24 protein-coding genes and 1 pseudogene are annotated in these 23,560 nt (G+C 29.2%); 7 read left to right on the forward strand and 18 right to left on the reverse strand.

All coding sequences use genetic code 11. The features are described 5' to 3' along the window. A partial coding sequence (locus Q0K54_RS03815; RefSeq protein ID WP_294578535.1) for an IS1182 family transposase occupies positions 1–1,532 on the forward strand: 1,532 nt, incomplete at its 5' end. A 206-nt stretch (positions 1,533–1,738) separates the two neighbouring features. Here Q0K54_RS03815 and Q0K54_RS03820 read toward each other — a convergent pair. The 14 genes and pseudogenes from Q0K54_RS03820 to Q0K54_RS03885 all read right to left on the reverse strand — a co-directional run bounded on the left by Q0K54_RS03820 (position 1,739) and on the right by Q0K54_RS03885 (position 13,256). Beyond that, the gene (locus Q0K54_RS03820) at positions 1,739–2,101 is read right to left on the reverse strand and encodes a nuclear transport factor 2 family protein (protein ID WP_294578536.1); all 363 of its coding nucleotides are present in this window, start codon (positions 2,099–2,101) and stop codon (positions 1,739–1,741) included. Between the two features lie 202 nt (positions 2,102–2,303). After that, a complete protein-coding gene (locus tag Q0K54_RS03825; RefSeq protein WP_294578586.1) occupies positions 2,304–2,594 on the reverse strand; it encodes a 4Fe-4S dicluster domain-containing protein in 291 nt (96 codons plus the stop codon). A gap of 33 nt (positions 2,595–2,627) precedes the next feature. Further along, a pseudogene (locus Q0K54_RS03830) lies at positions 2,628–3,371 on the reverse strand (aldo/keto reductase); the annotation flags it as partial. 192 nt (positions 3,372–3,563) lie between these two features. Further along, the gene (locus Q0K54_RS03835; RefSeq protein WP_294578537.1) at positions 3,564–5,612 is read right to left on the reverse strand and encodes a helix-turn-helix domain-containing protein; all 2,049 of its coding nucleotides are present in this window, start codon (positions 5,610–5,612) and stop codon (positions 3,564–3,566) included. Positions 5,613–5,785: 173 nt separating this feature from the next. Then, on the reverse strand, positions 5,786–6,631 hold the full coding sequence (locus tag Q0K54_RS03840) for a DUF4299 family protein (RefSeq protein ID WP_294578538.1): 846 nt from the start codon (positions 6,629–6,631) through the stop codon (positions 5,786–5,788). Positions 6,632–6,734: 103 nt separating this feature from the next. Further along, positions 6,735–7,346, reverse strand: a complete 612-nt coding sequence (locus Q0K54_RS03845; protein ID WP_294578539.1) for an esterase family protein — start codon at positions 7,344–7,346, stop codon at positions 6,735–6,737. Between the two features lie 18 nt (positions 7,347–7,364). Beyond that, positions 7,365–7,718, reverse strand: coding sequence for a hypothetical protein (locus Q0K54_RS03850; protein ID WP_294578540.1), 354 nt, complete (start codon positions 7,716–7,718; stop codon positions 7,365–7,367). Positions 7,719–7,984: 266 nt separating this feature from the next. Next, positions 7,985–9,190: an ABC transporter permease gene (locus Q0K54_RS03855; protein WP_294578541.1), complete on the reverse strand. Its 1,206-nt coding sequence runs from the start codon at positions 9,188–9,190 to the stop codon at positions 7,985–7,987. Continuing rightward, complete coding sequence (locus Q0K54_RS03860) at positions 9,177–10,064, reverse strand: ABC transporter ATP-binding protein (protein WP_294578542.1); 888 nt, start codon at positions 10,062–10,064, stop codon at positions 9,177–9,179. The genes Q0K54_RS03855 and Q0K54_RS03860 overlap by 14 nt, the downstream gene beginning before the upstream one ends. After that, on the reverse strand, positions 10,045–10,815 hold the full coding sequence (locus tag Q0K54_RS03865; protein WP_294578543.1) for a hypothetical protein: 771 nt from the start codon (positions 10,813–10,815) through the stop codon (positions 10,045–10,047). Before Q0K54_RS03865 ends, Q0K54_RS03860 begins: the two co-directional genes overlap by 20 nt. After that, the gene (locus Q0K54_RS03870) at positions 10,812–11,339 is read right to left on the reverse strand and encodes an RNA polymerase sigma factor (RefSeq protein ID WP_294578544.1); all 528 of its coding nucleotides are present in this window, start codon (positions 11,337–11,339) and stop codon (positions 10,812–10,814) included. Before Q0K54_RS03870 ends, Q0K54_RS03865 begins: the two co-directional genes overlap by 4 nt. A gap of 141 nt (positions 11,340–11,480) precedes the next feature. After that, positions 11,481–11,897: a YjdF family protein gene (locus Q0K54_RS03875; protein ID WP_294578545.1), complete on the reverse strand. Its 417-nt coding sequence runs from the start codon at positions 11,895–11,897 to the stop codon at positions 11,481–11,483. Positions 11,898–12,171: 274 nt separating this feature from the next. Continuing rightward, positions 12,172–12,573 carry a hypothetical protein gene (locus Q0K54_RS03880; protein ID WP_294578546.1) on the reverse strand — a complete coding sequence of 134 codons (402 nt, stop codon included), beginning with the start codon at positions 12,571–12,573 and terminating at the stop codon, positions 12,172–12,174. Between the two features lie 143 nt (positions 12,574–12,716). After that, positions 12,717–13,256 (reverse strand): DUF1697 domain-containing protein, encoded by a 540-nt coding sequence (locus Q0K54_RS03885; RefSeq protein ID WP_294578547.1) that lies wholly within the window; start codon positions 13,254–13,256, stop codon positions 12,717–12,719. Between the two features lie 161 nt (positions 13,257–13,417). Here Q0K54_RS03885 and Q0K54_RS03890 point away from each other — a divergent pair, with 161 nt between their 5' ends. Together Q0K54_RS03890 and Q0K54_RS03895 are read left to right on the forward strand one after the other, a co-directional pair. Further along, the gene (locus Q0K54_RS03890; RefSeq protein ID WP_294578548.1) at positions 13,418–13,723 is read left to right on the forward strand and encodes a hypothetical protein; all 306 of its coding nucleotides are present in this window, start codon (positions 13,418–13,420) and stop codon (positions 13,721–13,723) included. Between the two features lie 74 nt (positions 13,724–13,797). Further along, a complete protein-coding gene (locus tag Q0K54_RS03895) occupies positions 13,798–14,406 on the forward strand; it encodes a DUF1349 domain-containing protein (RefSeq protein WP_294578549.1) in 609 nt (202 codons plus the stop codon). Between the two features lie 59 nt (positions 14,407–14,465). Here Q0K54_RS03895 and Q0K54_RS03900 read toward each other — a convergent pair whose 3' ends face one another. Together Q0K54_RS03900 and Q0K54_RS03905 are read right to left on the reverse strand one after the other, a co-directional pair. After that, positions 14,466–14,687 (reverse strand): hypothetical protein, encoded by a 222-nt coding sequence (locus Q0K54_RS03900; protein WP_294578550.1) that lies wholly within the window; start codon positions 14,685–14,687, stop codon positions 14,466–14,468. A gap of 93 nt (positions 14,688–14,780) precedes the next feature. Next, on the reverse strand, positions 14,781–15,518 hold the full coding sequence (locus tag Q0K54_RS03905) for a hypothetical protein (protein ID WP_294578551.1): 738 nt from the start codon (positions 15,516–15,518) through the stop codon (positions 14,781–14,783). Between the two features lie 439 nt (positions 15,519–15,957). Between Q0K54_RS03905 and Q0K54_RS03910 the strand changes: the two genes are divergently transcribed. Beyond that, complete coding sequence (locus Q0K54_RS03910) at positions 15,958–16,299, forward strand: hypothetical protein (RefSeq protein ID WP_374011445.1); 342 nt, start codon at positions 15,958–15,960, stop codon at positions 16,297–16,299. 186 nt (positions 16,300–16,485) lie between these two features. Here the strand turns inward: Q0K54_RS03910 and Q0K54_RS03915 are convergent, their stop codons facing one another. Next, positions 16,486–17,652, reverse strand: coding sequence for a methyltransferase domain-containing protein (locus tag Q0K54_RS03915; protein ID WP_294578552.1), 1,167 nt, complete (start codon positions 17,650–17,652; stop codon positions 16,486–16,488). Between the two features lie 153 nt (positions 17,653–17,805). Here Q0K54_RS03915 and Q0K54_RS03920 point away from each other — a divergent pair, with 153 nt between their 5' ends. Together Q0K54_RS03920 and Q0K54_RS03925 are read left to right on the forward strand one after the other, a co-directional pair. Further along, positions 17,806–18,624, forward strand: coding sequence for a Cof-type HAD-IIB family hydrolase (locus Q0K54_RS03920; protein WP_294578553.1), 819 nt, complete (start codon positions 17,806–17,808; stop codon positions 18,622–18,624). Positions 18,625–18,777: 153 nt separating this feature from the next. Further along, positions 18,778–19,575 carry a LysR family transcriptional regulator gene (locus Q0K54_RS03925; protein ID WP_294578554.1) on the forward strand — a complete coding sequence of 266 codons (798 nt, stop codon included), beginning with the start codon at positions 18,778–18,780 and terminating at the stop codon, positions 19,573–19,575. Positions 19,576–19,700: 125 nt separating this feature from the next. Here Q0K54_RS03925 and Q0K54_RS03930 read toward each other — a convergent pair whose 3' ends face one another. Then, on the reverse strand, positions 19,701–22,418 hold the full coding sequence (locus Q0K54_RS03930) for an alpha-L-rhamnosidase (RefSeq protein ID WP_294578555.1): 2,718 nt from the start codon (positions 22,416–22,418) through the stop codon (positions 19,701–19,703). A gap of 143 nt (positions 22,419–22,561) precedes the next feature. On the opposite strand from Q0K54_RS03930, the gene Q0K54_RS03935 reads away from it, so the two are divergent. Continuing rightward, entirely contained in the window at positions 22,562–23,443 is an 882-nt protein-coding gene (locus Q0K54_RS03935; RefSeq protein WP_294578556.1) for a LysR family transcriptional regulator, read from the forward strand. Positions 23,444–23,560: the final 117 nt, after the last annotated feature.

Here is a 23,560-nt window from a genome sequence, read left to right on the forward strand (position 1 = left end):
TTACAGTTTCTTATGACGTTGATATACCCAAGAATGATATTTCAAGAACAGTTAAGAGTATCGTGGAAAGGATAAATTTGGCAAAATATATCGATTTCTCTAACAGAAATACATACGGGTATGATGCAGTCATGATGTTTGAATGTGTCATTTTAGGAAAAGCATTAAGAGGATACGTTTCCGTAAGAGAATACGAAGAATTATGTAGATTTGATAATCGCTTTAAATTCATAACTAATGGCAAGATCCCATCTTTCATGGCTTTTGAAAGATTTATAAAAAACGATCTGACAATGTCAATTGATGATATATTTATTGATATCAATAAAATAATAGAGGAAGATCTGGATATCAATGCAAAGATACTTTATATCGATGGGAGTAAATTTGAAGCGAATGCCAATAAAATGACATTTGTATGGAAAAAATCATCACAAAAATATTATCAAAACACCTGGAAGAAATTTATCAAACTAGTAAAAAAATTAAACCGATATTTTAGCAGAGAAGGGATCGAAGTTTACTATTCATTGATCAAAGAACCCAATATAGCATATATGCTGGAAATAGCAGATAGAATAGAAAGATACATGGAAGCAAATAAAATAGAATTTGTTCATGGAAAAGGGAAGAAAAAAAGTGAGATACAAAAACTATATGAGGAATTAAAAGAATATGCGCTCAAGATATCCAAATATGTAATGCATTTTGATATATGTGGGGAAAGAAATAGTTTTTCGAAAACAGATCCTGACGCCACGTTCATGAAAATGAAGTATGACTACTATAATCATACAAATGTATTTAAACCAGGGTATAATGTACAGTTTGGAATAAGTGATGGATTTATAAGGAATGTGTATGTAAGCAGTGACTGCAATGATTTACCAACATATATACCATTTATGGAGAAATATTACCAGGCATATGGAAAATACCCAGAAAAAACACCAGCAGATGCCGGATATGGAAGTTATGATAATTACATGTTCTGTAAAAAACATGAGATAGATTTATATATGAAATATTCGGGATATTATAAAGAACAGGAAAAAAAGACAGAAAAGAATCAATTCAAGGTATCACAAATGCGGCAGGAAGATGGAAGTTATGTATGTCCACAGGGATATAAATTTGAATTTGTGAAAGAAACGATCAATACCAAAGGGCGATATAAGAAAGTAAATCAGATACTGGAAAATAAACATTGCGAAGGATGCCCGTTAAAATCAAAGTGTACAAAAAGCAAAGGCAACCGAAAAATAACCAATAATGAAAAATTAAATCAGATGAAGAAAGAAGTAAGAGATAATCTGGCTAGTGAAGTAGGAAAAGAATATATAAAATGGAGACAGATATATTCAGAAGGAGTATTTGGAATATTAAAGGAAGATCATCATTACTCAAAATTAAGAAGAAGAGGAGAATCTGGAGTCAAATTAGAAATAACGCTGGTCGCGATAGGATTTAATATTAGAAAATATCATAAAATGATGATGGAGAAGCAAAAAAAAGAAGCTCTAATTAATTAAAAAGATCCAAAAAGTCCTTGAAAAAAAACAGATTTTGAAACAGATACCCTTATTGCGCCTAAAAAAGGCTTTTTTTATGCAAAAATTAATTAAAAATAGCAAAAAAATTAAATTTTCCAAAAAATAATCTTCAAAACAAAAAAAGAAGCTGTAACGCTTCATTAAAGGTTAAAAAAACCTCCTTTCGTTACAGCCCCTATTTTTGCTTAATAAACTAATGCTGTAAAACTAAAAGTAACTAATTTATAGTCATCACCAATTTTACTATAAACTTCAGTTACTGTAAAATGATGAGTCGTTGGTTTACCATCTAATAATAAACCATAATTACAATCAGTAATTACTACAGCTGTATCACCATAGGAATTAACATCCTGGCTATTAATGATTAACTCTGTCGGTTTAAAAGTACCATCAGTGTAAAACTTAATTTCTTGGTCCAATTTACAAGTAATCCCAATATGAACAAAATTACAATTTTCATCAGCAATAGCGCGCATCATCGTTTCATCACTATTTTCCATAGCATTCCAAAATTGTTTAGATAGTTTTAATATTTCATCTTTCATAATCTATAACTCCTTTTATTTACAAATAAATTGTAATTAAAATAGCTAAGAAAGTACAATATTGAGTTTTCATAAAAGTATGATTTTGACGCATAGTAAACTGGTTTCTATATCTCATTAATATTAGTTATTAATCTAAAAAAATACGATTTCATTAGTAAATTTTGAATCACTAATTAAATCGTATTAATTTGATTAAATCTTATTTTCTAGCTGAAAAAACATTTTGTTTTTCAAATACTTCCTTAACATCTTCTAAATACTTCCGAATTGGTAAATGCTGAGGACAAGCTTTTTCACATAAACCACATTTAATACAATCACTGGCTTTTCCATGATTATTTAAAGTTATATTATTATAATAAACCTGCTGGCTTGAAAAGCTGCCAGAAATTTGCTTAATACTATTATATAAAGCAAAATATTGTGGAATTACGATTTTTTTAGGACAATCATGGGTGCAGTACTCACAAGCCGTACATGGAATAGCCACATTATCATTAATTATTTTTGATGCCTTGGTAATTATTTTATATTCATCATCATTTAAGGGTTCGAAGTTATCAAAAGTGGCACAATTATCTAAAACTTGTTGTTCACTGTTCATACCACTTAAAACCATAAAAATTCCTTCTTGACTAGCAGCAAATCTTAAAGCCCAGCTGGCTGGTGAAGCATTAGGATGATATTGTTTCATCATGGTCAATATTTCATCAGGAACATTAACTAAAGTTCCACCTTTACAAGGTTCCATAACAACAACTGGTTTATGATATTTATTGGCAATCTCTAAACAACGTTTAGATTGAACATTTGGCTGCAACCAGTCAGCATAATTAATTTGTAGTTGTACAAAATCTAAATTATCTCCATATTTTGCTAAAATTTTATCTAATAATTCTGGTGTGTCATGAAAAGACATTCCAACATGTTTAATTTTTCCCTCAGCTTTTTTCTTTTTAACGAATCCAAAAACATCATACTGACAACACTTATCATAAACATTATGTCCCATGTTATGTAATAGATAATAATCAAAATATTCAACACCACAATTAGTTAATTGTTCTTGAAATTTTATTTCTAAATCCGTAGCATCTTTAAAATCACGTAATGGCATCTTGGTTGCTAGTAAAAATGCCTCACGAGGATAGCGATCAACTAATGCTTTTTTTATCGCTTTTTCACATTGATAACCATGATAAGTATATGCTGTATCAAAATATGTAAAGCCTTTTTCAATAAATAAATCGAATAATTTTTCAATCTGGTCATAATCAAAAGATGTCTAATCATCTTGATTAATGACTGGCAAACGCATACATCCAAATCCAAATTTCTTCATTCTCACATCTCCTCAAATATAACTTATATAAGTATTATAACGTTTAACAATTATTAATAACATCAATTTTTTTCTATTAATCTATATTCTTTATTAAGTTATATAATCAATAACTGTTTAGTGACTAACAAAATGATATGCTTGATCTTGGCTGACATCTTTAACTAGCGGACTTTCTAGAGCCACCAGTCCTATGCTACCATCACTAGTAGAAGAAAAAGATTTAGCCAGATAACCACCAGGAGCTTTTAAAATCCGATAGTATACTTCTAACCCAGTTTCCTCACTTTCATTGCCACTGGTAAAGATTCCTGATGCATTGACCTGGACAAAAAACTCATCTTGATTGCCATTTAAAACGGTAATTGTTTGAATTTGTTCATCAACATCAATACCATCACTAGGATTTTCAAAATACTGTTGCTGGTAAGCTAACCTAGTTATTTCAAAATAATCAGCACTTGTTGTTTCGATTTTATAATATCTATCTCCCGACTTTAAACTATCATAAGCCTTTTGATCATTAACTAATTCATGCATTTCATTAATATATGATAAATCACTTTCACGAATTGTAGTATTATTAGCAGCTATTGTCTCATTTCCTTTATCAGTTGTACAAAATAATTCAACAGAACAATTATTACTTAAATCCACTAGCATAATCGTACCCCCACTACCAATTAGACCATTATCATTGATCTGACAATTTTGATTTAATGCGATTACAAAACGCGGCTGATCATTTTCGTTTAAAACAATAGCGGTTGTTCCAAATTGATCAATTTGATCAGGGATAAAAGAATCATAGCTACCTTCACTGCTGACATTAATGGTACCATTAGTAACTGATAAATTATATGTCTTGTCTTCATCATATAAATTACGCCAATTACCAGATAAAGATGGGGCTACATAATAATACGAATAACCACTGCCACGATCACCATAAGTTGCTACATATACTTGTTTTTGACCATTAAATTCATAGGTTACTAAATTGTTATCTTGGTTCAACCACATAGTATTAAGACTATTCCTATCAGCAATGAAGCTCTCATTCACTCTGGCAAAACATAAAAATGTATAGTGTAAATCCCGCACCTGACCAGTTTGTTTATTTTGCTTCAATACTAATTGTGAAGAAAGGTTCGGTGATAATGAATAATATGTTTTATTATTGCTGATCATATCGCCAAAGATCCAGGTAGCTACTAAAATCAATAATACTGTTAACACCATTAATAATCCCTTGCTTCGATTTAATTTAATTTTTTTGATAACTATTAAAAGCACTGAAGAAATAATCATTAATAAAATCATCATCATTTCCATTTGATCAAAGATATATTCAAAGCCAACACGTTTCATGACTATTTGATATCCTAATTCTAAAACTGCCGCGACTATTAAAACAATCCAGGTAATTGCTTTGATCCAGTATTTAATCTTATCTTCATTACTACAATGCTGCCAAGTAGCATTAACTAAATGATTTTCAATTAAATGATAATCAGCACTATTTAAATACAAAATCGTGCGACCACATTTTAAAATAGCATAATCACCCAATTCCCAGATCTTATCAATATCATGATAAAGATAAATAATTTCCTGATTATTGATAATATAACTTAAGCGATCTTCTTGTAATAAATACTGAATATCATAATCTTTAATAATAAACTTTTTATACAAATAAATAATAACAGGTATCAACAATAAAATGACACCTACCGTCATAACAATTACCGAAAAAAGTTTTAAATGATGATTTAAATAACGATCCAATAAATAGAAACTAATACCGGCAAAGATAAATAACCAGCCCCAAACAAACAAAATCATTGATATTATTTTTCTTTGATAATATTGTTCTTTTAAATAGGCTAGCTGAATTGATGACGAAATCGTTATTTTTTGATAATTATGCAATAATGATTGATGCTGTTTATTATGATCTTGCCCATCAAGCAATTCATCAACTGTTATGTCTAGAGCTTTTGCTAAATCTTTTAATAAAGATATGTCTGGTAAACTAGCCGCATTTTCCCATTTAGATACGGCTTTATTTGTAATATTTAGTTTTTGAGCTAATTCTTTTTGCGTTAGTCCCTTCTCTTTTCTCTTTTTGGCAATATATTGACCAATTTTTTGATTATCCATCGAACTTCCTCCTCAACTATCTTTATTTTAGCTAATTATCATTAAAAATGACAATATTTATCTAGTTCAATAGTTCTCTTATTAGTAGAATCTCATTGTAATCCCTTTTTATTTATAATAATAGTTATAAACCACTTAGATACCAAAAAACAACTATGCTTTCATAGTTGTTTTTAATTTGTCTTATTTTCTAATAAAACCTCATATTTATTGAGCATTTCCTCAATTTCTGCAATACTTAAAGTAACTACGATATGATTGGCGTCAAAATACGTTGCTTCACTAATTGATTTAATAAAATCTTGATAGCTAATCATGCGATTTTCTTTAATAATGATATACCAGTCGGTAACCCCTTCAATTTGATTAAAGATAATATATGGTTCTAAGGGAACTACTGTTGGAAGATTAGCCTGCGTGATATAAATACCTGCTAATCTGTCTTGAATTCGATAAACTTTACAGGCAGCATAATAAACATCTAACGACTGTAATCGCCCTAAAAGATCAGAAAGTTTAAAAAGACTTCCATCAATTTCATTTAATTCATCAATTCCTAAAGAAATTGGATGATAAATTCCTAAAATTTGAAAATACCGATATTCACTATTATTAACTTTATCTTTTAAATCAAGCAAAGCATTAATACTAGCTTCACAATCATTTTCATATAATTGATCAATTTCATTTAGATACTTAACTTGATCATCAATCAAAAACTGATCGGTTTTTAGCTGCCAGCAGATTTTTTTGATCAATTCATAAAAGCCAATAATTTCTTCGTGACCGGTTGGCAAACTTAATACTAAAATTATATCATGTTGCTCAAAGGAAACTTCAATTCCTCTAGCCAGACGCTTTGAATCATAAAGTAATGTATTTGCTCCCGTTTTATCTGGAACTAAACGATAGTTTTGATCACTAATTCCATATGATAAATTCGAAATAGCAATAATATCATTAATATCTAATGGTTTTTTAAATAGCTTTTTTTGTTTGATTCTAACATTAACTGACACTATTATCACATCCCTGTTATTATCCTATCATATTTTTATAATTGATAAAACTAGGATAATTTATTACAAGAATAATTATTTATTCCAAAAATAACACAATCCATTATAAGTCATTGCTGGCAGTAGTGTCATGACTATACCCATCTCTAACTAGAAATGACATATTAGCTTGAGTTTCATCATTTCCTAAAACAAACATTCCACTTGAAGCATCAGCCATCGCCTCAATTTGATTTTTAAATGAATTATAAGCAAAATCATTAGTACCTGAAGCGGCAAAAATAAAGAAATCGATAGTGCTATATCCTTGATCTATAACAAACTGGGCCATTGCATCACCATCATTTGAATAGCTGCCACTCATCGGCATAAAATAGCGAAAATAATCTAAACAATAACGAAATGTACACCAGGTATTAACAGAACCCATTGAAAAGCCACCAAAACCACGATGATCACGGCTAGCCTTTATTCCTTCTAAGGAAGTATCATCAGCATAAGTACTATACTGACTTTCAACAGCTAGAATTAAATCATTAACTAGTTCGTTATGAAATTGATCGGTTAAATCAAGCGCTAAACTATAATCCCAACTATCATGGTCACTAGTATTATTATACGTCAACAATACTATGATCATTGGCTGTATTTTTCCATCTTCAATCGCATGATCAATGACGTTTTTAAAACTGGTCGGATTTTGTTCAGTTCCCATGATTATAGTTTCATTGCTCTAACCACCATGACTTAAATAAAAGATATTATATTGCCTATTAGCATCATAGTTAGCAGGAAGATAGACCCAGGCTTCCTTGGTTAATGGCTGTGAGTGTTCTTCATAACTAAATGATTCCCAGGTTTGATAAGTTAATTTATTTAAAGTTCCTTGTTGATTAACAGGAGTGTAATAATCATCAGGTATATAGGCCAGTTCATCAGGAACGATTCCACTTAAATTTGTTGTTTCCATGTTTTCTTCCTCCTTATTATCAGTCATGTTAGACGAATTGTTTTCTTGAACATTACAAGCTGTCAAAAAAACAAGTACTAAACTTACTAATACTATTTTAAATACTTTGATTTTCATTAAATCACCGTACTTTCTATATTAAATTTTCACTACTAATTTTATTAGGGTTACTATCAAAAGTACAATACCAATAAATTAATCTAGTATGATTAAAATGCATAGTAAGCTAGATAATAAAGACTTTTATTATTGTAAAATCATTTATAAAGAATATTAATAACTTAAAATTCAATATCTAAGCAGTTTTATTGGATATTAAAAGATAGAACTTTAAAAAACGTTCTATCTTTTTCTTGATTAAATCTATTTTAAATTCTAATCGGCTATTTTATTTGAATTTTTTTATACCGTTGATAAATTACTGGAATTAAAATTAATGATACTACGGTATATACTGGCATAATTATATTTAAAATCGTCGTAACATGACCTTTAATTTCTACCAACCCAATATTTCTAATTTCATTATAAGCATCTAACAAACGATCTGGGAAAAATGAACAAATTTCAGGCAGTGGCATGATCCGACTCAAAAACGGAAAAGCACATAAGATTATAAATGGCATCATAATGGCAATTACGGTTGACCGAGTTAAAGCAGAAGCTAGCATAGCAACAACGGCTGCAAATAAAGTTCCAATGTATCCAGCAAGAACCAGTAATAAATATGTTTGAAATATCGTAATATTATAACAGCTGCGCCAAAAAACAAATTGAATTGGACAATTCATTCCATCGATACCACAAACTAAAAGGACTCCAATGGTATACAAAGTCACAAAAACAATAAAGGTAACTGTGGTAATTAAAAAACCAGCCCCGATTTTAGACCAGATAGCTTTATTTCTGCCTAACTTAGTAGAAAAATAAATAGAATCAGCTTTAGTTTGAAATTCATTAGAAAAAATATCGGCGATAAAGTAACCAATAAAAAGTGCTAAAATCATCATAAAAGTTGGCAGATTTTGTAACAAAGCACTCCAGCCATCAAAATATTCATAATAAAATGGTGTCTTGAGATCTTGATATTGTTTAATTAAAAAATCTTGTTCTGGTTTGGAAAAATGTTCTTCTCCAGAAGCCAGCCAATCTTTTAAATTAGAAATCCGTTTTTCATAAACGTTAGCTGCATCATCTTCACTGATTTTTTCAATCGCATAATAATCGTATTCTTGCCAGGGACTATTAGCATTATTAATTAAATCAGCTATTGCTTCCGTGCCTTGAATTTGATGAAAGAGTTTATTTTCTTCTTCAATTGAATTCGATGTCTTTTGCGATACAATTTCATTTCTTTGCCTATAAACAGTTTTAAAAACATCTTTTGTCAAATATCCAGCCCATTGATTTCGGTCTTGTCTTAGTTTAGTAGCCGCGGTTATTCCGGTACTACTATTTCCACTAGCATCAGTATATTCAATTCGATTAATAGTTAACATGGAAACAACAACTAAAACAACTAATAAAACTAAAACGGCTATTTTATTTCTGGCTTTAGAAAAAACTTTCTTTATTTCAAATTTTAGCATCACTATCACCAACCTTATTACCAAAATAATATAAAAATACGTCCTCTAAATTAGTAGTTTCTATAGCAGCATCAGCTACCGGTTTTTCTTTTGCAATTACTCTTAATTCAACCCCTTGAGACTCAGTTTTAATATTAGAAATCATGTACTTTTTCATAAAATCATTAACTTCATTTTTTAAAACATGACACTTCCAAACCTGTTGTGGCATTGAATCAATTAATTGCTGTGCTGTTCCTTGATGAACAATTTGTCCATCTTTCATTAATAAAATTTCATTAGCGATATATTCAATATCTGATACAATATGAGTTGATAAAAGAACTAATCTTTCTTCCGCCAATTCACTAATTAAATTACGAAATCTAATTCGTTCATTAGGATCCAATCCGGCCGTTGGCTCATCAAGGATCAATATTTGGGGATCATTTAACATTGCCTGAGCAATTCCAGCTCTTCGTTTCATCCCGCCTGATAACTTTTTCATTTTACGATTGCTCACTTTTTGCAAACCTACTTTGCTTATTAACATCTTAACCCTTTTTTTAGCCACTGCTGGACGGATTCCTTTTAAAGCAGCAATATACATTAAATAATCTTTAACACTAAACTCTGGATAAAAGCCAAATTCTTGTGGTAAATAACCTAAAATTTTTCGATAATCACTACCCATCTTATTTATATTTTGACCATCACACATGATCATTCCTTTACTAGGTTCTAACAGAGTACATATCATTCGCATCAAAGTAGTTTTACCAGCCCCATTAACTCCCAGTAATCCATAAACACCATTAGTCATCGTTAGATTAATGTGGTTAACAGCAGTAAAATCATCAAACTTCTTGGTTAAATCAACTATCTTTATTTCCATCAAAACTTACCTCCCATATTTTATTACATTGATAAATCGTACGGTAAATAAAAAACAATAACATTACTATTGCCAGGATAAATATAATAATCCAAATTGGGATGATCATAATCGAATATAATCCATCATTAATTAAAATTAACCACCAGACAATACTCCAAAAGATACATAAAGCAATAGCAATTGTTTCATTTAATATATGCTTATTACATAAGACCCCAAAACAAATACAGGCCGTAATAATCATCGGTAAAAGAAATTGAATTAATAATTCACTTATAGAAAACTTTAAAGAAATCGTGGTCATTAAACAAAATAGAGTAACTAATATCATGTCGACAATTCCAAATAATAAAATTCGGGCAGCATAAACCTGTCTTAAAGAATAATAAGTCACTGACTCTATTTCCAGACAATTATTAATCCGATTTTTCCATAACTCTGGTATAATCAAAATAATAAACAAGACAGCCCCGACCCCCATGCTTCGATAAGAATAAAGAATATCATCATAATAAGGAAGACTGACCCATAATAACATCAAGATCAAAAACTGTAATAACCACCATCTTTTTTGAATCAATTTAAACTGAAGTTCTAAAAATGATCGATATGATAAGATATGATTTGCTTCTTCTAATAAAAAACGTTCTTTACAAGCTTCAATCGTAGCCTCAATTTTTGTTTTATCTACAACAATATCCTGATGATTTAATTTTTTATACTTGATTATTTGCTCATCTAATTTCATTTTTCTCCCTCCCTCAATAATTTTTTTAACTGTAACTTAGCTTGACGTAATCGATATTTAACCAGCGACAGGCTAATATTTAATATTCGAGCAATATCCTTTAATTTTATTTCTTCAAAATAATATAAAATTATAACTTCTCTATATTCTTCAGGAATTTTTGTTAGTGCCCATTCTAGCATCATTCGTTTTTCAAAATCTTCATTTTCATCTTTTCCTTGATCAATCATTTCAAATTGAAAACTATCTAAAGCAATATCTTTTCTTTTTTTATAAAAATTCTTACATAGATTATGAGCTATCGTATATAAATAATTCTTAGTTTTTCCTCGATATTGGTATTCAGATAATTTACCAAAAAAACTGACAAACGTCTCTTGGGTTAAATCTTGGGCATATTCATGATCATTACAATGATATAAGCAGTATTTCAATATATCCTGATAATATTTATAAACAAACTGGTCAAAGGCCTGTTCGTCACCTTGCTTCATTTTCCTGATTAAAAGAAAATCCGCATCCACAATTGCCTCCTTTCTCGCTTAAAAGTTCTAAACGTTTATCCCTTTCACCATATATAACAATTCTATTTAATAAAAAGTTAGTGAAAAAACTAAATTTTTTCTAAAATTATTTTTACTTAATAAAAAAAGAAACATAAGAGATCAATGTCCCTTATGTTTCATCTTTTTCTTTTGCTGTTTCAATGCAAACTTATAATTGGCAGCTTGCTTTTTTTGAACTTGTTTTTGGATTTGACATAACTGTTTTCGTTGCTCTTGTTGCAACTTTAATGCCTGTTGTGACTTGGTGCCAATTCCTTGATTCTGTAACTGCTTTTTAGCCTCTTTAAGCAATCGTTTCGGATTTTTCTTTAACTGTTTATAAGTTACTGCCACAGCTGGACTAAATTGTAAACTATTATAATTTCTTAAGACAAATCTTAAAACCTCATAGTCTTTGGGCTCATTACCAAATACTACTCTGGCTACAGTTAATTTGCCTTCATCGATCCGTTCGAAAACGCCGATCCAAAAAGGATCTTCAAAATAAACTGTCAGTTTACATTTTATTGCATTCATCTTTGCCCTCCTTTATTAATAATAAGTAAAGAATGGACAACCCGGAGGGGCAGGTTACTTACCCTATTTTTTATAGGACGGCTGGGCTACCTACCAGCTCTAGTGGCATAGCAGCCACATTGCGTTTTTATCTTTACAATTTATATAATAATATTAATTAATTAATTTTGCTAGATATTTTTAACATTACTGTAATTATTATAGCTTATTCATAAAAAAATCCTGCTACTTTAGCAGCAGGACTTATAAATATCAAATAATGATAAAAAATTATTTACTTCGATTTAACAACCGGAATTTCTCCAGGCTGCAACCAATCTTGATAACAGGTCTCATAAATTTCATCAGATTTTTTCTGAATCCGATTTTTTTCTGCTTTGAAATCTGGATCAATATCAGGTCCAAATAACAATTTGACTTTTTGAAATAAGTCTTCGGGTTTTATTGGAACTTGTAAAATCCCCATGTATTCCAGAGTCGAAGGGCACTTAGCTTTTTGATAGTTGGCAATAGCTTTACGCTTTAAATCTAGATCGATATACTTGTCATCCCAGGAAATGGAATGATATGGGATGGCAGCTTGTTTTAAAAAATAAACAACATCACCACGGAGATCTTCTGGAAGATAAAAGTCATACATTTTTGTTTCTTGTGGCAAATCTTTAAATGAAATCATGGACAAAACACTCCTTTTTAATAGATTTAGTGATAATTATCAACCGACAATCAATTTATTTTCATTATATAATATTTAAATCAATAGAACTAGTAAGTTATTTTAGTTTTATTACAAAATAAAACACCTAATCTAAAAATATTTTACATTTTTATTATCTTTTTAATCGTATTGGCTGTTCTAATTGTTAGTTGATGACTAATATTACTATTAGCTGTTTTAGACCACCAATTAGTTTTTTGATAATCCTTTCTAACAAAAGACCAAAAAATTGCATCTTGATAATTAAAAATTCTTTCCAGTCCATCTTTAGGATTTCCCATTTCATAATAAACTTCATCAAATGTAGCTGGTGGCAAGATAAAAATAAGATTATCATAAATTGTTTTATCTTTACCACCCCACCATTTAGGAGCATTATTTACTATATCAATAAGTTTTTCTTGTAATACAACCAAGACAGGTATTTCTAAAGTAAATATTTTTTTGATCATTGTTGCAATTTCTTTAGTAATATTTTTAATATCATTTATGGCAGTTGAAAAAATAATATTGCCGCTATTTAAATAGGTTTTTACTTCTTCAAACCCCAATTTTTCAAACTCTTTTTTTAAATCAGCCATCAAAATTTTATTCTTACCACTAATATTAATTCCTCGTAACAAAGCTACATATCTTTTCATATCTATCTCTCCATTTTAATATCATACTTTAATTCTATCACAAAAAATAAGTTTTTGATGTCTACAAAACATCTTAATAATTTTTACAGATAATATTTTAAATCAAGGCGTTTTAAATAACTAAATGATTAAAATTTACATAGTATATTATGGTGATTAAGATGCCTTTACCAATCATTCATCCCCTTGCCCTTGATGGCTTAGCTGTTTTATTAATTACCCCATTGACCGAAAGCCTGTCAGTTGATGAACAAGCAATTGTCGGTGCCTTTTTTAATGTGCTAGGTGACTTATTATCTTTAAACAGTGCTTATTTATCAACATTCCAAACATCTAATACTCCTAGTGAAGAACAAACAGACGATTTTGAAACTGATAACCAAGATAAAGAGTTCGAACTATTGAAGAAAAGCTTTCAAAAATTAGAAGCTGAACTAAAAAAAATTAAACAAGAGCATTATAAATAAATGTCTAACATGGCTCTAAAAATTGCTATATTACTGGATAACTGATAAAAAGTTTATATAGAAAGGAGATTATTATGGATTTCAAGCAATGGAAATGGACCCGCCAGCCAGCAAATTACACTATTTATGATGATAAAATTGAAATTATAACTAAACCACATACTGATTTGTGGCAAAGAACCTACTATCATTTTCAAAATGATAATGCACCAGTATTTCAAATGGAGACTGATGAAAAATATTTTAGTTTTGTGGTAAAAACTGAGTTTAATGAAAGTCATCATCGTTTTGACCAATGTGGCATTGTCATGTATTTAGATAGTGAAAATTGGCTAAAAGGATCAATCGAATATGAAAATGACCAATATCAGCATTTAGGTAGCGTAGTCACAAATAATGGTTATTCTGATTGGGCAACCACCGTTATCGATGCTTCAATCAAAACAATGTGGTATCGTTTTAGTCGTCGTGAGGATGATTATCGAATCGAATGCTCTAGCGATGGTATTAATTATCAGCAAATGAGAATTTGTCATATGCATAAAGGTAATGGAAAAATCAAATTTGGCATTTATGCCTGTTCTCCAGAAGATTCTTCATTTAAAGCTGTTTTTAGTCAGATGGAAATAACTGAATGTAAATGGTTAGCCCATGATGGGCAACAACCTGATAAAATTATCTAAATAATTGCATTAATATTTTTTATTAAACAGTTAAAAAGAACCTGCTTAAATACAGGTTCTTATTTTTTTAATTGAAGAATATGTCGTTTACCACATTTAGGACATCGTACTAAATAACCATCGACTAAACAATTGATATTTCCAAATGTCTCTATGAATCTTGGATTCCATTGATAATGACACTCAGGACATTTAAAATAATAATATTTTTTTACATAAACTGATCGTAATATTAATAATAGTATTATCACGATAATTATAAAAATTATAATTTTTAACATCAATATTTTACCACCTTATAAGATATAATTCTGTTTAATCAAATATTATCTTTTATATGTTTAAGCATCTAGATGCTTTTAGATATTGATCTTTTAATTCTTATTATTTAAATAATTAATAATTTCATTTTCGCGTTGTTTAATAATAACAGTCCGTCTTTTAAGATAATCAAAATAAAACTTTTTACAATCATCATTATGCAACTTATTTTTAACACATTTTATAAAACTATTTAAATCATTAAAAGAATTTTCATATCCGCTAATAGCATACATCTGATCATTACTGATAAAAAAAGAATTATTTTCAATCACAGGTTTTAAAAAAGCATTAGGATAAAGTTCGATTAAAGCTTTGGTCCATTTAGGATATTTTTTAAAAAACCATTCTGGTATATCAAAAATACCCATTTTCCCTTTTAACTCATTACCTCCAGGCCAGATAGGAATAACATTTCCAATCGAAAAATAAACTTGAATAAAATCTTTTAATTCACTTGCTTCATTATACTCTTTAAAAGCCCTATCTGTACTACACTTATATAAAAAACGAGTACTATAACAACACAACCGATTATTTTGTTGTTCATATTTTTCTTTTTCAAACAGTTCTTCAAATCGTTTATTATTTACTACCATTAATCCTAAATAATAAATTAAAGTAAAAGAATATAATACATCTAATTCTTCCCATTTTAATTTATTGACTAAATCTCTATTAGCCCATTCAACTGAAGGATATGCTATTGGTTCTTCATTAACTAACTCTCTTGGTGTCAGTTTCCATCTAAACATTTCACTAACTGAATTTAATTGATATTTTTCTTTCATAAATTTCTTATTCCCTTTATGATTTAATTTTTTCACCAACATTATATCTTAGATTACCTTTATCAACAAGATTGCTTCCCTTAAATATGATTTTATTATCTGTATAAATCAAGTATAATATGTACTACTTAATTAAAAGGAGCTGTTAGAAATGTCTGATTAGAATCATGATCTATATTTAAAATTTGAACAACAGCGAACACAACCAGCCATTGATTCAGCAAAACGAATTACTTAAAAAAATCCACATACTATCGTTGATTTAGGTTGTGTTCCCGGTAATATAAAAGAAGTTTTTCCTAAAGCTGATATTATTGGAATTGATAACTCTAGCACCATGATTGAAAAAGCCCAAGCCAGTTATCCAGATTTGCAATTTAAACTATAAGATATTAGAGACTTAAATCAAACATACGACATTATTTTTTCAAATGCCTGCTTGCAATGGTTACCAGATCATCACTCATTAATTTCCAAACTGATAAATCATTTAAATCCTGAAGGTGTTTTAGCTATTCAAATTCCAATCAACCAAGAAGAACCACTATATAAAATTATTCAAAAAACCGTTGATAATTCGCCATATGATTTTCATCAAGCCACTACTAAACAAAATGATACACTGGTTCCTGAAGAATATTCTAGTATTTTAAGCTCATGTTGTCATTCATTTGATATCTTTGAAACTATTTATTATCACGAATTACCAACTCATAGTGATTTACTTAACTGGGTCAAGGGTACTAGATTACGCTCTTATCTAGACTGTTTAAATTTCTAGCAGCAAGTTTGAATTTGAAAATGAATTATTGACAAAGATTCAAAAAACTTATCCAGAAACAAGAACTAAAACTGTAATTCTAAAATTTCGACGTTTATTCTTTTTAGCAACAAAATAAAGGCATTTATTAAAAAAGTATATTGGATAATTATCAACAATATACTTTTTGATTTTATCTTAATTAAATCAACTATTAATAATTTTTTTAGCTTTAAACATTCCTGCATGGGTCGTTAGATAAAATACTCTATTTTTATTAAAATAATTCTTTAAATACTCATAAAATAACCATTTCTTTTTATAAAGGATTTCTAAACTAGAACTTAAGCCTTTGCAGCTCATTATAAATTGATAAAATAAATCTAGATCAGTAACTTCATAAACTTCTTTACGATCAAATGCTTCGATATCACAAAAATATTGGCTCAATTTTTCGCTACCATTTTCATATCCAAAATGTTCATATAATATTTCTTGATCAAATGATATTTTTGAATCAAATTTTTTTACCATTTCATCCCTTTCTATCATCATATCTTTAGCAATCGTTGAACAATACAAAGTTCCATTTTTCTTAAGAACTCGATATATTTCTTTTAATGCCTGTTTCAAATTTTCAAAATACATTAAGACATGATTGACAATAATAATATCAAAACTTTCATCATCATAAGGCAAACAAAAACAATCAGCATATTCAAAAGCTTTTATTTGTGGAATATCATGTAATTTAAGATAACTTTCATCGATCATTTTTTGTGATATATCACTTAAAATTATTTCAATATCTTCCGGTATTTTAGCTCGATTACACTTCCATAATGTCCCATCGCCACAACCTATTTCTAATACTTTAGCACCAGGAAAAAATAAATAATGATCAAACATCCATTGATGAAAATTATTATCAAAATGAGTATGTTGATGATGAAACATAACTCTAGTCGTTAACCCATCTGGTGTTTCAAATTGAAGCTGTAAATTCTGGTTATTTTGAATTTGTAAAAATCTCGTATATATATCGGAAATATTCATATTATTTTCATCTTGGAGTTCATCAATAAGTGATAACATTGTTTTAGTATTAGTTAGTTGAATATTTAATAAATCTTTTTGCATGACAATCTGCTCTTCAATGTTTTTATTTTTGATAATATATTTTATTTCTTCCAGGGTATATCCCGCTCTTTTTAAAAGCTGGATTGATTGAAGCAATATCAAATAACTTTCATCGATATATTTTTGATTGTTTTCAATAATTGGATCAATAATACCAATACTTTCATAATATCTTAAAGTTCTTATCGTCGTATGACTTTTATTGGCAAATTCTCTAAAACTATATTTCTTCATTAATTTCACCACCTGATTAGATTATAGTTTGAAACGTAACGTCACTATCAATAAAATTCAAATAATCCTGATTAAAAACTTTTTTAACCACTTTAATTATTTCTTAGATTTTATGATATAATGTCCATATATGAAATAAAGGAGAATTGATTCATGGCTATAAAAATGATTGCGGTTGATATGGATGGAACTTTTTTAAATGAACAATCAGCATACAACCAAGAACGCTTTAATCAAATTTATCAGATTTTAAAAAAACGGGGAATTCGTTTTGTTGTAGCAAGTGGCAATCCTTATCTTAAACTTCAAAACTGTTTTCCACAAATTCAAGAGGAACTTACTTATATTGCCGAAAATGGCGGATATATCATCGATCAAGGTGAAGAACTTTTTTCTGCTCATCTTGCAACTCAAGTTAGCCAGCTTATTATTGATGCCCTACGAACAATGCCTGATGTACTATGCTGGGTTTGTACCAAAGATCAATCTTATACTTTAGAAACATTACCTGAACAATATTATCAGATGTTTCTTCCTTATTTTCCAAATGTTAAGAAAATTAAGGATTTTAAAGATATAAAAGAAGCTATTGTTAAATTTGCTTTATATCTTCCGCAAAAAAATGTCAACGAACGTATTCATGACCTTACTGAAATCGTTAGTCAAAATGCTAGAATTGTTGATAGCGGGCACTATTGTGTTGATATTATTCCACAAAATGTCAGTAAAGGACATGCTATTGAAATTCTGATGGATAAATTAGATATTTCAGCTGATGAAATCATGGCTTTTGGTGATGCTGAAAATGATATCGAAATGCTACAAAAAGTTAAGTATGGTTATGTTATGGAAAATGCTAAGGATTTTATGAAAGAACAATTTCAATGGATTGCTCCTTCTTTTAATGATGAAGGTGTTTTAGAAGTAATTGAATATTATCTTAAAACTAATTCTTTTTATAATCTAAAATAAACTAAAAAAGTATTGCTTGATAATTAAAATGAAGGCTTAACATCCTTCATTTTATTTTTGATAAAATAAATATAAAACTAAATAAAGAAGCTAAAAAGAAGACACTTTGACTCCCTGTTTGCTTTAGCGTTATAATCACTATAGGTGAAAAATATGGAAATTAAAATACTAGAAAATTTTTTGGCAATCATACAAATGCAAACAATATCTAAAGCTGCAAAACAATTGCATATCGCTCAGCCCCATCTTTCAAGACAAATGAAAGATTTAGAAAAAGAACTTGGAAAGCAATTATTCATTCGGGGTCAACAAAGGATCGAGTTAACTGAAGAGGGCATTTTATTACAACGCTATGCCACTGAAATACTTAATTTAGTTAATCAAGCTAAAGAAAAAATGCAAGAAAATGAAGCAGATCATTCCACCCAAATCAACATTGGCATTGAGAACGATTTTTCTAATAAAATTATAGTAAAAATATTAACAACACTTTATCAAGAGCCTAAAATTATACTTAATCTTACATATGACAATACTATCACTTTATTAAAATTAATTGATCAAAACGCTCTTGACTGTGCTTTTGTTTTTGATCATCCTAAAATTAAAGATTATAATTTTATCTCATTACCAATTAAAACAAAATGGGGCTTAATTTGTAGAAAAGATGATAATCTTACAAATTTATGTAAGTTATCTTTAAATGATTTAAAAGATTTGCCATTAATTGTTTCTAAAACTTTTATAACTCATTTAAATAACCAAAAATTAAACATTATTACTATAACTAATCAAATCATCGATTGTTTTCCAATGATAAAAGAAGGAGTCGGATACCTTATAACAACTAAAAACCAGTATAAGCAATTAAATGATCCTTCATTATGTTTTAAAGAAATTGTTGATATTGATTCAAGTAATTGTTATTGTATTTTAAAAAAAAGACATTGATGAATACAAATTCAAGCTGATTTTTAACAGTATATAAAAATATTGGGTAGAAAAATTCTACCCAATTTTTGTTAATCAATGTATCAAAATTATCATTAAACTATCTAATTTAATAATATTTAAATTTAACTACTTATCTCATCTACAAATGTATAATCACCACTATCAACTGTTTTTTGAATATGCGGTAAAACAATTTTAGCTGTAGTATTGACCGGCACTTTAACATTCAAGATGACTTTATTTGCAACTAGCTGCCAATTAACTTCAATAAGTCCATAAGGAGAATATTGGGTTAAATTTACCTTAGTTAAGCCACAATCTAAAGCTGGACAAACTTTAAATTTATGATATCCCGGTTCAATTACTTGTAAGCCACCAATTTCTTTATATAACCATTCACCAATACAGCCAAAAGCGTAATGATTATAACTATAAGTACTTACACTACCATCTTCTCCAATAGCGCCCCAGCTTTCCCACATCGTTGTTGCTCCATGTTCGACCATATACAACCAGCTAGGACATTTTGTTTGAAATAATAGTTTATAGGCCAGATCGCGACAATCATTTTCACATAAGACATCCATCAAAAATAAAACACTTAAAAAGCCAGTATCCAAACAGTTTCCATTATTTTCTATCAATGTTCTTAAATGATTGATCATTTTTGGTTTTATTTCTTCGGTTACTAAATTGTTTTTTAAGGCAATAACATAGATGCCCTGAAAATCAGCATCTATCGTTCCATCATTGTGAACATATTCTTCGATAAAAGCTTCTCTAATTTTTTCATATAAATCATGATATTTCTTGGCATCTGTCTCCTTATCAAGAATATGAGCAATCTTGGCCATAAAACGACTACTATAAGCCGCATATGCTGGTCCCACAATATTCATTGTAGCATAAGCCGTATCCATCATCGCACCACCATCAGGATTTCCTAAAACAATGCTTGGTATTAGCCAATCTCCAAAATGGAAATCGGTATTCCATAAATAATAACTTCTTTTTTTTCTTTTATCATCCCAATTTTCATAATCTTCAGGATGAAAATTATGCATCCTATTTTGGATATAATCCAACCATTTTTTCATGGCATCATAATTTTCTACTAAAACGTTTTTATCCCCATATACTTGATACATTGCATATGGAACTGTAATGATGGCATCGCCCCAGCCACAGCTTGTTTCAAACCCAGTCATTCCCTTGATAAAAATTTCGTAGGCTTTTAAATATGGAACTACCACGGGAACAGCTCCATTTTCTAATTGATCTTTTCTAACATTGTGCAACCACGATTTTAGAAATGAATGCGCGTTTGTATTAAAACACATTGTCGAAGCATAAGCCATAATATCGCCTGTCCAACCAGCTTTTTCTCTTTGAGGACAATCAGTCGGTATAGAAATAGAGTTAGCTATTTGACTTGAAACAATATTTTCTTGTAATTGGTTAATTCTTTTATCATTTGTTGTAAAACTACCAATCTTTTTTAAATTACTGCTTAATACATGCACTTTAAAATTATTAATAGATATTTCTCCTAGCCAATTAGAGATTCTAATATAGCGAAAACCATGATAAGTAAAATGTGGCCGATACGTTTGATAACCCTCTTTGGTAATATAAACATCCATTTGTTCTTTATTTATTCCTAAAATATTATTATAGTAATTACCCTGAGTATCTAATACTTCTGAATGTTCTAATTTAATTTCGATTCCGGCTGGAGCTACTAAACTAAATTCGACAAATCCGGCAATTATTCTACCAACATCAATAATCGTTTCACCGGCTGGAGAATGAATTATTTTTTTAGGTTTAAAGGTCTCAACAATTTTAACTGGTTCACTACTTTGTCCAATGAGATTATTCATCGGATAATCAACCGGAATTACTTTTTGCCATGAACTATCATCATAACTAACAGTAGACCAGTCATTTAGTTCTTTTCTGGCATCATATTTTTCACCAACAAACAAATCTGAATAAATTATTGGACCAGATGAAGAAACCCCTTGCTCGCCACTAAATACTTGAGTTGTTCCATCAAAATAAGTTATGATACCCTCTAATAATAAGCCTAATTTATTGCCATATTGACAACTATCACCGGTCGTTCCAACTCTTCCGCTCCACCAGCCATCACCAATAATAACTCCTATAACATTTTGACCATTTTTTATAAAATTTGTTAGATCATAAGTTTGATATTGGAGCAATTTATGATAAGAGGTATGTTCAGGTGCTAATTCACGATTATCAATTCTGCTTCCATTTATATATAGCTGATAAATTCCATGAACACTTATATATACCCTTGCCTTTTGAACACTTCTATCTACCTCAAACGGAACGCGAATATATTTTGAAGGACGAAACTCATCAAAACTCTGTTCTTTTCCTTCATTAGGATTACTAGCAACTGACTCTCTAGTCATTTCCTTGCCTTCTAGACTTGAAGGGGTCGGTTCTTGAACTGGTTCCACCCATTTTGTTGTAAAGGGAATATCTAAGCGTCCCGTTTCAAAAAAGGTTTCATTACTAGCTTTATTTTGATAGTTATCCCAAACATTTAATTTTACAGTATATCTCGTCATTGGTTCTATTTTAAAACCATCAATAACATTTTCAATCGAGTTGTCATCTTCAATAATACCACTATCAATGATTAATTCATTTTGTTTAAATATTTGTAATTGATATTTAGTTTGAAAAACATGCTCTTGATTACTAGTTAAAATCCAGCTAAAAACAGGATTATAACAATCAATACCAATTGGCTCTTGCAAATGTTCTACTAATATTTCTTTAATCTCAAATTTATTTTCCATCGTCATCACCCTTCCTGATTTAAATTATATCAAAAGTATCAGACTATAAAAAATACTAATATCAAATACAGATATATACAAAATATGAATACTTGAAATCTAATTTGAATACGATTATGATTATATTAAGGATGTGAATATTGATGGAAACAAAAACTTTACGTCATTTTTTAGCAATCGCTAATGAAGGAACTCTCTTACATGCAGCCAAATATTTAAATGTCTCACAGCCAACATTATCCCGACAAATGAAAGAATTAGAAAACGAGTTAGGAAAGAAGTTATTTATACGAGGTAATCGCCATATTACTTTAAACGATGCCGGTTATGAGTTTAAAGAATATGCCCTTTCGATCATTGATTTAATTGATAAAGCTAAACACGATATAACCAATACCAATAGTTTTTTATCTGGTGATATTTATTTAGGAGCTGCCGAGACTAAAACAATGGAATTTATCATCTCAATAATAAACGAAATTCAAAATCAACATCCTGATCTATGTTTTCATTTTTATAGTGGTAATAGTGAAGATGTCATTTCTAAGATAAATAATGGTTTGTTGGATTTTGGTATTTTGATCAATCCTAAAAATATTGACAGTTTTAACTACATACAGCTGCCATATAAAGATTCCTGTGGTATTTTAATGAATAAAAACAGCCCATTAGCCACTAAAGATTATATCACTCCTGAAGATTTAATCGATCAACCACTAATTCTATCAAGACAAGATATGAGAAAAAATGAAGTATTAGAATGGTTTAATATTCCTTTTGATCATCTTAAAATTAAAGCCACATATAATTTAATATACAATGCTTCATTGATGATTGCTAAAAGTGGTGGCTATACTTTTATGTTAGAAGGCTTGATAAATACTGAGGGAACTGACTTGGTTTTAAAACCAATGAAACCAGAAATTAATATTGATGTCGTTCTATTTTGGAAAAAGTATCAGCCATTTTCTAAAGCATCACAATTTTTCCTAAATACTGTTATTGAAAAAATAAAAGTAATTTAAAATTTAATTACTGATTTATCTGGCCGATTACAATAAAATCATTAAATTATCTAAGCAGAATTTTTAATCAGATTTTTGCTTAAAATACCTAGATTAGTGCGTAAATAAACGGAAAAT

It is taken from the genome of uncultured Thomasclavelia sp. (assembly GCF_944324745.1).
Lineage (GTDB): Bacteria > Bacillota_I > Bacilli_A > Erysipelotrichales > Coprobacillaceae > Thomasclavelia.